This window comes from Streptococcus mitis bv. 2 str. SK95, from assembly GCF_000222705.1.
GTDB lineage: Bacteria > Bacillota > Bacilli > Lactobacillales > Streptococcaceae > Streptococcus > Streptococcus mitis_AY.
Map to the genome: position 1 here is coordinate 1 of NZ_AFUB01000007.1, position 8,718 is coordinate 8,718.

The following is an 8,718-nucleotide window of genomic DNA, read 5'->3' on the forward strand; positions in this document are numbered from 1 at the left end:
ACTTTAATCCATCTTCTTATAATGTTATTATATAAAAATCAAAACGGAATGTCAATAAAAAATTGCTATTTTTATAAAATATTTTTGCTTTTAAAAATTGCAATTCAATAAGCAATTTTCAGATAATTATTGAAATAAAGACTTTTCTATGTTATAATGGAAGCGATTATATGTGAGGTAAAAAATGGCACATTTATTAGAAAAAACAAGAAAAATTACATCAATTTTAAAACGCTCAGAAGAGCAAATGCAGGATGAACTTCCGTACAATGCCATTACACGTCAACTAGCAGACATTATTGATTGCAATGCCTGCATTGTCAATAGCAAGGGACGACTTTTGGGCTATTTTATGCGCTATAAAACTAATACCGATCGCGTAGAGCAGTTTTTCCAAACCAAGACGTTCCCAGATGACTATGTACAAGGGGCAAACATGATCTACGATACGGAGGCCAATCTTCCTATTGAACATGATTTGACCATTTTTCCTGTAGAGAGCCGTGCGGATTTTCCAGATGGTTTGACAACCATTGCTCCCATTCATGTATCAGGGATTCGCCTAGGTTCCTTGATTATTTGGCGTAATGATAAGAAATTTGAAGATGAGGATTTGATTCTTGTTGAGATTGCGAGTACAGTGGTAGGGATTCAACTCTTGAACTTCCAACGTGAAGAAGACGAGAAAAATATTCGCCGTCGTACTGCTGTAACCATGGCAGTCAATACCCTCTCCTACTCAGAACTTCGTGCTGTTTCAGCTATTTTATCTGAGCTAAATGGAAATGAAGGACAATTGACGGCATCTGTCATTGCAGACCGTATCGGTATCACGCGCTCAGTGATCGTCAATGCTCTCCGTAAGCTAGAGTCGGCAGGAATTATTGAAAGCCGTTCACTAGGAATGAAGGGAACCTATCTCAAAGTATTGATTTCAGATATCTTTGAGGAAGTGAAAAAGAGGGACTACTAATGACAAAGGCTTTAATCTCGATTGACTATACAGAGGATTTTGTAGCAGACCATGGAAAGCTAACTGCTGGTGCTCCTGCTCAAGCCATATCCGAGGCGATTGCTCGGGTGACTAGACTGGCTTTTGATCGTGGAGACTATGTTTTCTTCACCATTGATGCTCATGAGGAAGGGGATGATTTTCATCCTGAGAGTAAACTTTTCCCACCGCACAACATCATTGGAACTAGTGGTCGCAACTTGTATGGAAAACTAGCAGATTTTTACCAAGCCCATGCTTCTGATAGTCGTGTCTTTTGGATGGACAAGCGTCACTATTCAGCATTTTCAGGAACGGACCTCGATATTCGTTTGCGAGAACGTCGAGTTGATACAGTCATCTTAACTGGTGTTTTGACCGATATTTGTGTTCTCCATACGGCTATTGATGCCTATAATTTAGGTTATCAAATTGAGGTTGTCAAGCCTGCGGTTGCCTCTATCTGGCCAGAAAATCATCAGTTTGCTCTTGGACATTTTAAGAACACTCTGGGAGCCAAATTGTTGGATGAAAATTTGGCTGAAATTAAAGAATGATTCCCTTGGAAAAATGAAAAAAATCTGAAAAAAGTGTTGACAAAGATTTTGAAAGTTGATATACTAGTAAAGTGATCGACGCGGGGATGGCGGAATTGGCAGACGCGCAGGACTAAGGATCCTGTGACCGCTTTAGGTCGTGAGGGTTCAAGTCCCTCTCTCCGCATAGGATAAGAGTTAGCAGTTGCTAGCTCTTTTTGTTTTTCCAAAGAAGGCTAGAGGTACAGTTCGACTATCGGAAGAACTTGGCATCAAGAACCATCATTTATGGCATGGAATCGATTTTTGATTGGTAAAACGTGTTCTAATATGAAGAAAGTTAGCAGTTGCTAGCTTTCTTCATTTTTTCAAAAAATAAATCAAAAAATATTTTCGATTTCATAAACATTTCATATTTGGATTTTATAATAGTCTTACAAATATGGAGGTGACAAATGAATCCAATCCAAAGAGCTTGGGCTTATGTCAGCAGAAAACGACTGAGAAGTTTTATTTTATTTCTGATTTTATTTGTCCTTTTAGCAGGAATTTCAGCCTGTTTGACTCTGATGAAGTCCAACAAAACAGTAGAAACGAATCTTTACAAATCACTCAATACATCTTTTTCTATCAAAAAGATAGAAAATGGACAGACCTTCAAGTTGTCAGACCTAGCATCCGTGAGCAAGATTAAGGGACTGGAAAATGTCTCTCCTGAACTCGAGACGGTGGCAAAACTAAAAGACAAGGAAGCAGTGAGTGGTGAGCAGAGCGTCGAACGTGATGACTTGTCAGCTGCGGACAAGAATCTAGTTAGCTTAACGGCTCTTGAGGATTCATCCAAGGATGTTACCTTTACTAGTTCGGCTTTCAATCTAAAAGAAGGCCGACACCTTCAAAAAGGGGATTCCAAGAAAATCCTGATCCACGAAGAGTTGGCTAAGAAGAACGGTCTTTCGCTTCATGACAAGATTCGCTTGGATGCTGGACAGTCAGAATCTGGAAAAGGGCAAACAGTTGAGTTTGAGATTGTCGGAATCTTTTCTGGTAAAAAACAAGAAAAATTCACAGGCTTGTCTTCTGACTTCAGTGAAAACCAGGTCTTTACAGACTATGAAAGTAGCCAAACCCTTTTGGGAAATAGTGAACCTCAAGTCAGTGCAGCACGCTTCTATGTAGAAAATCCTAAGGAAATGGACGGACTCATGAAGCAGGTGGAAAACTTGGCCTTGGAAAATCAAGGATATCAAGTCGAAAAGGAAAACAAGGCCTTTGAACAAATCAAAGATTCAGTAGCAACCTTCCAAACCTTCCTCACCATCTTCCTTTACGGGATTATGATAGCTGGAGCTGGAGCCTTAATTTTGGTCTTGTCTCTCTGGTTGAGAGAAAGGGTCTACGAAGTGGGGATTTTACTCGCACTTGGAAAAGGCAAGGGCTCGATCTTCCTACAGTTCTGTTTAGAGGTAGTTTTGGTATCTCTTGGAGCTTTGCTTCCATCCTTTATTGCAGGAAACGCCATCACATCCTATCTGCTCCAAACTGTACTAGCCAGTGGAGATCAGGCAAGCTTACAGGACACGCTGGCTAAAGCAAGCGGTCTATCAACTAGTCTCCTATCCTTTGCAGAATCCTATGTCTTTCTGCTCCTGATTGGTTGCTTATCAGTAGCCCTTTGTTTCGTATTTCTATTTAGAAAATCGCCTAAGGAAATTTTATCATCTATTAGTTAAGAAGGAGAAATCATGACTTTATTACAATTGCAAGATGTTACCTACCGTTATAAGAACACTGCTGAGGCAGTTTTATATCAGATCAAGTATAATTTTGAACCTGGAAAATTTTATAGTATCATTGGTGAGTCAGGAGCAGGAAAATCCACTCTCTTGTCCCTACTTGCTGGTCTAGATAGTCCTGTCGAAGGTTCTATCCTTTTCCAAGGAGAGGACATTCGGAACAAGGGATATTCTTACCATCGCATGCACCATATTTCCCTGGTCTTTCAAAATTATAACTTGATAGATTATCTTTCTCCACTGGAAAATATCCGCTTGGTCAACAAAAAGGCGACTAAGGATACCCTTCTTGAGCTTGGTTTGGATGAAAGTCAGATCAAGCGGAATGTTCTCCAGTTATCAGGTGGGCAACAGCAACGTGTTGCCATCGCTCGCAGTTTGGTATCAGAAGCTCCAGTTATTCTGGCTGATGAGCCAACAGGAAATCTGGACCCTAAAACTGCTGGAGATATTATCGAACTGCTCAAATCACTTGCCGAGAAAACAGGTAAATGTGTAATTGTCGTCACCCACAGTAAAGAAGTGGCGCAAGCGTCAGATATTACACTTGAGTTGAAGGACAAGAAACTGACTGAAACTCGCAATACTACTAAATAATATGAGCTTGTTTTGATAGAATTATCAAATCTAGAAAGGGAACCTATGTTACACAACGCATTTGCCTATGTTACAAGGAAGTTTTTCAAATCAATTGTTATCTTCCTGATTATTCTCCTCATGGCGAGCTTGAGTTTGGTCGGCTTGTCGATCAAGGGAGCTACTGCCAAGGCTTCTCAGGAGACCTTTAAAAATATCACCAACAGCTTCTCCATGCAAATCAATCGTCGCGTCAATCAAGGAACGCCACGTGGTGCTGGGAATATCAAGGGTGAGGATATCAAAAAAATCACTGAAAATAAGGCCATCGAGTCTTATGTTAAACGTATCAACGCTATCGGAGATTTAACTGGATATGATCTCATTGAAACGCCAGAAACCAAGAAAAATCTCACTGCAGATCGTGCCAAACGGTTTGGAAGCAGTTTGATGATTACAGGTGTCAATGACTCCTCTAAAGAAGATAAGTTTGTCTCTGGCTCATATAAGCTGGTCGAAGGAGAACACTTAACCAACGATGACAAGGACAAGATTCTCATGCATAAGGACTTGGCAGCCAAACACGGCTGGAAAGTCGGAGATAAGGTCAAACTAGACTCTAATATCTATGATGCAGACAATGAAAAAGGTGCCAAGGAAACAGTTGAAGTGACAATTAAGGGACTCTTTGATGGTCACAATAAGTCAGCAGTAACCTACTCACAAGAACTCTATGAAAACACAGCTATCACAGACATTCACACTGCTGCAAAACTTTATGGATACACAGAAGACACAGCCATTTATGGGGACGCAACTTTCTTTGTAACAGCGGACAAGAACTTGGATGATGTCATGAAAGAGTTGAATGGCATCAGCGGTATCAACTGGAAGAGCTACACACTTGTGAAGAGCTCCTCTAACTACCCAGCTCTTGAGCAATCCATCTCTGGTATGTACAAGATGGCTAATCTCCTCTTCTGGGGTAGCTTGAGTTTCTCAGTCCTTCTCCTTGCACTCTTACTCAGCCTTTGGATCAACGCCCGTCGCAAGGAAGTGGGAATTCTCCTCTCTATCGGTCTCAAGCAGGCAAGTATATTGGGTCAATTCATCACTGAATCGATTTTGATTGCCATCCCTGCTCTTGTTTCTGCTTACTTCCTAGCCAACTACACAGCGCGTGCAATCGGAAATACTGTTCTTGCCAATGTCACTTCAGGTGTTGCCAAGCAAGCCAGCAAGGCTGCTCAAGCCTCTAATCTTGGTGGTGGTGCAGAAGTAGACGGCTTTAGCAAGACCTTGTCGAGCCTAGACATTTCCATTCAGACATCAGACTTTATCATCGTCTTTGTTCTTGCTTTAGTTCTAGTCGTTCTTGTTATGGCGCTTGCTTCAAGCAATCTCCTTAGAAAACAACCAAAAGAGCTCTTGCTCGATAGCGAATAAAAAAACTTGCTACCTATTCTCCCCTAAATGGGGTATAATATAGGTAGCATTTTTATCTGCTTCGTCTTGATAAGGCTTCTTCCTATCAGGGGGAAACAGAGAGATTTACAAGAAATTTAAAGGAATGTGAAACGTTTTTTCTATGAAAATTTTAATTGTAGAAGATGAGGATATGATCCGTGAAGGAGTCAGTGATTATTTAACGGATTGTGGTTATGAGACTATTCAGGCAGCAGACGGTGAAGAAGCTTTGGAGCAATTTTCAAACTATGAAGTTGCCTTGGTTCTACTGGACATCCAGATGCCAAAACTGAATGGACTGGAAGTTCTGACAGAGATTCGTAAGACTAGCCAGGTCCCTGTTTTGATGTTGACTGCCTTTCAGGATGAGGAATACAAGATGAGTGCTTTTGCTTCTCTGGCTGATGGCTATCTGGAAAAACCCTTCTCCCTCTCCCTCTTAAAAGTGAGGGTGGACGCGATTTTCAAGCGCTATTACGATACGGAACGAATCTTCTCCTATAAGGATACCAAGGTGGACTTTGAGAGCTACAGTGCAAGCCTGGCAGGTCAAGAAGTGGCTATCAATGCCAAAGAGTTGGAAATTCTGGACTATCTAGTGAAAAATGAAGGACGGGCCTTGACTCGTTCTCAGATTATCGATGCTGTCTGGAAGGCGACAGATGAGGTCCCCTTTGACCGTGTCATTGATGTTTATATCAAGGAACTGCGGAAAAAGCTAGACTTGGATTGTATCCTCACTGTGCGCAATGTTGGTTATAAATTGGAGAGAAAATGAAACGAACAGGTTTGTTTACAAAGATATTTATCTATACCTTCTCGATTTTTAGTGTTCTGGTTATTTGTCTTCATTTAGCTATTTATTTTCTCTTTCCCTCGACTTATCTGAGCCATCGTCAGGAAACCATTGGTCAGAAAGCGACAGCCATTTCCCAGTCCCTGGAAGGAAAGGATAGGCAGAGTATCGAGCAAGTGTTAGACTTGTATTCCCAGACTAGTGATATCAAGGGGGCCGTCAAGGGAGAGATGACTGAGGACAAGTTAGAAGTCAAGGACAACCTTCCTTTGGACACGGATCGTCAAACTACTTCCCTCTTTATTGAGGAGCGTGAGGTGAAAACGCAAGATGGTAGCACCATGACTCTGCAATTTCTAGCTTCCATGGACCTGCAAAAGGAAGCTGAGCAGATTAGTCTTCAATTTCTTCCCTATACCTTGCTGGCATCCTTTCTGATTTCCCTCTTGGTGGCCTACATCTATGCTCGAACCATTGTTGCCCCGATTTTGGAAATCAAGAGGGTGACCCGTCGGATGATGGATTTGGATGCTCAAGTACGATTGCGCGTGGACTCTAAGGATGAGATAGGTGATCTCAAGGAACAAATCAATAGCCTCTACCAGCACCTTTTGACAGTTATTGCGGACTTGCATGAGAAGAATGAAGCTATTCTCCAGCTTGAAAAGATGAAGGTCGAATTCCTACGAGGGGCCTCTCATGAATTGAAAACACCTCTGGCTAGTTTGAAGATCCTAATCGAAAATATGAAAGAAAATATTGGTCGTTATAAGGATAGAGACCACTATCTTGGAGTTGCCTTGGGGATTGTGGATGACCTCAGTCACCACGTTCTCCAGATACTTTCTCTTTCTTCTGTTCAGGAATTGCGAGAGGAGAAGGAGAACATTGACCTACTCCAGATGACGCAAACTCTGGTTAAGGATTATGCCTTGCTAGCCAAGGAGAGAGAACTTCATGTAGACATTAGCCTGACCCATCAGCAGGCTTACATAAATCCATCTGTGATGAAGTTGATCCTATCTAATCTCATCAGCAATGCCATCAAGCACTCGACTCTAGGCGGCTTGGTCCGCATCGGGGAGAGAGCAGGGGAACTCTTTATCGAGAATAGCTGTAGTCCTGAAGAACAAGAAAAACTGGCCCAGTCTTTTTCTGGCAATGCTAGTCGCAAGGCTAAGGGTTCAGGAATGGGACTCTTTGTGGTCAAGAGTCTATTAGAACATGAGAAATTACCTTATCATTTTGAGATGCAAGATGAGCGTTTGACCTTCTTCATGCGTTATCCTAAAGTCGTGCAAGACTAGGGGAAAGAAAAGGTTTACATTGCTTTAATTGTAAGAAATTCAATCTAAAGTATGGGAAAAACTAGCTTTTTTTGTCAAAAAGTGATAAAATGAACAATGTAAATGGGATGTCCCAAAAAATATATAGGAGGCCTGACAAATGGCAATCGTTTCAGCAGAAAAATTTGTCCAAGCAGCTCGTGACAACGGTTATGCAGTTGGTGGATTTAACACAAACAACCTTGAGTGGACTCAAGCTATCTTGCGCGCAGCAGAAGCTAAAAAAGCTCCAGTTTTGATCCAAACTTCAATGGGTGCTGCTAAATACATGGGTGGTTACAAAGTTGCTCGCAACTTGATCGCTAACCTTGTTGAGTCAATGGGTATCACTGTACCAGTAGCTATCCACCTTGACCACGGTCACTACGAAGATGCACTTGAGTGTATTCAAGTTGGTTATACTTCAGTTATGTTTGACGGTTCACACCTTCCAGTTGAAGAAAACCTTGAAAAAGCTCGTAAAGTTGTAGAATTTGCTCACGCAAATGGTGTATCAGTAGAAGCTGAAGTTGGAACTATCGGTGGTGAAGAAGACGGAATCATCGGTGATGGTGAATTGGCTCCAATCGAAGATGCTAAAGCAATGGTTGCAACTGGTATCGACTTCTTGGCAGCTGGTATCGGTAACATCCACGGTCCATACCCTGCAAACTGGAAAGGTCTTCACCTTGACCACTTGCAAAAATTGACAGAAGCAGTTCCAGGCTTCCCAATCGTATTGCACGGTGGTTCAGGTATCCCTGATGACCAAATCCAAGCAGCTATCAAACTTGGTGTTGCAAAAGTTAACGTTAACACTGAATGCCAAATCGCATTTGCTAACGCAACTCGTAAATTTGCTCGTGACTACGAAGCTAACGAAGCAGAATACGACAAGAAAAAACTCTTCGACCCACGTAAATTCTTGGCTGACGGTGTAAAAGCTATCCAAGCATCAGTTGAAGAACGTATCGACGTATTCGGTTCAGAAGGTAAAGCTTAATCTAGCTGAACAATACAGATGAAGCCTGCCCATTGGGTGGGTTTTTTGGTGTGATGGAAATAAATTATTTTTCAAATTTAGTAGGTGGTATTTAATTTGATTCTAAGAAATTGTTTAATCTATGATAAAATAATAGTATGAGTATTATTAATTGAATTCAAGTTTTTATTTAGTTAGAATATAAAAAATTCTGTCATCATTGATTTTAATTACATAGTATAGAATATT

General features: G+C 41.2%; 8 protein-coding genes and 1 tRNA gene. All 9 read left to right on the top strand.

Going from position 1 to position 8,718, the window contains the following annotated elements; all coding sequences use genetic code 11:
• The first annotated feature begins 184 nt into the window (after positions 1–184).
• Positions 185–973: a GTP-sensing pleiotropic transcriptional regulator CodY gene (gene codY, locus HMPREF9965_RS03620; RefSeq protein WP_004243007.1), complete on the top strand. Its 789-nt coding sequence runs from the start codon at positions 185–187 to the stop codon at positions 971–973.
• A complete protein-coding gene (locus tag HMPREF9965_RS03625; protein WP_000158713.1) occupies positions 973–1,548 on the top strand; it encodes a cysteine hydrolase family protein in 576 nt (191 codons plus the stop codon). The genes codY and HMPREF9965_RS03625 overlap by 1 nt, the downstream gene beginning before the upstream one ends.
• Before the next feature lie 80 nt (positions 1,549–1,628).
• A tRNA-Leu gene (locus HMPREF9965_RS03630) sits at positions 1,629–1,714 on the top strand.
• Between the two features lie 268 nt (positions 1,715–1,982).
• Positions 1,983–3,260, top strand: coding sequence for an ABC transporter permease (locus HMPREF9965_RS03635; RefSeq protein ID WP_001068264.1), 1,278 nt, complete (start codon positions 1,983–1,985; stop codon positions 3,258–3,260).
• Between the two features lie 12 nt (positions 3,261–3,272).
• A complete protein-coding gene (vex2, locus tag HMPREF9965_RS03640; RefSeq protein ID WP_000173740.1) occupies positions 3,273–3,920 on the top strand; it encodes an ABC transporter ATP-binding subunit Vex2 in 648 nt (215 codons plus the stop codon).
• A gap of 45 nt (positions 3,921–3,965) precedes the next feature.
• Positions 3,966–5,345 (top strand): ABC transporter permease subunit Vex3, encoded by a 1,380-nt coding sequence (vex3, locus tag HMPREF9965_RS03645; protein WP_000902987.1) that lies wholly within the window; start codon positions 3,966–3,968, stop codon positions 5,343–5,345.
• A 142-nt stretch (positions 5,346–5,487) separates the two neighbouring features.
• Entirely contained in the window at positions 5,488–6,144 is a 657-nt protein-coding gene (gene vncR, locus HMPREF9965_RS03650) for a response regulator transcription factor VncR (protein WP_000697931.1), read from the top strand.
• Positions 6,141–7,469 (top strand): sensor histidine kinase VncS, encoded by a 1,329-nt coding sequence (gene vncS, locus HMPREF9965_RS03655; RefSeq protein ID WP_000831382.1) that lies wholly within the window; start codon positions 6,141–6,143, stop codon positions 7,467–7,469. The genes vncR and vncS overlap by 4 nt, the downstream gene beginning before the upstream one ends.
• 139 nt (positions 7,470–7,608) lie before the next feature.
• Positions 7,609–8,490 carry a class II fructose-bisphosphate aldolase gene (locus HMPREF9965_RS03660; protein WP_001019005.1) on the top strand — a complete coding sequence of 294 codons (882 nt, stop codon included), beginning with the start codon at positions 7,609–7,611 and terminating at the stop codon, positions 8,488–8,490.
• The last annotated feature ends 228 nt before the right edge of the window (positions 8,491–8,718 follow it).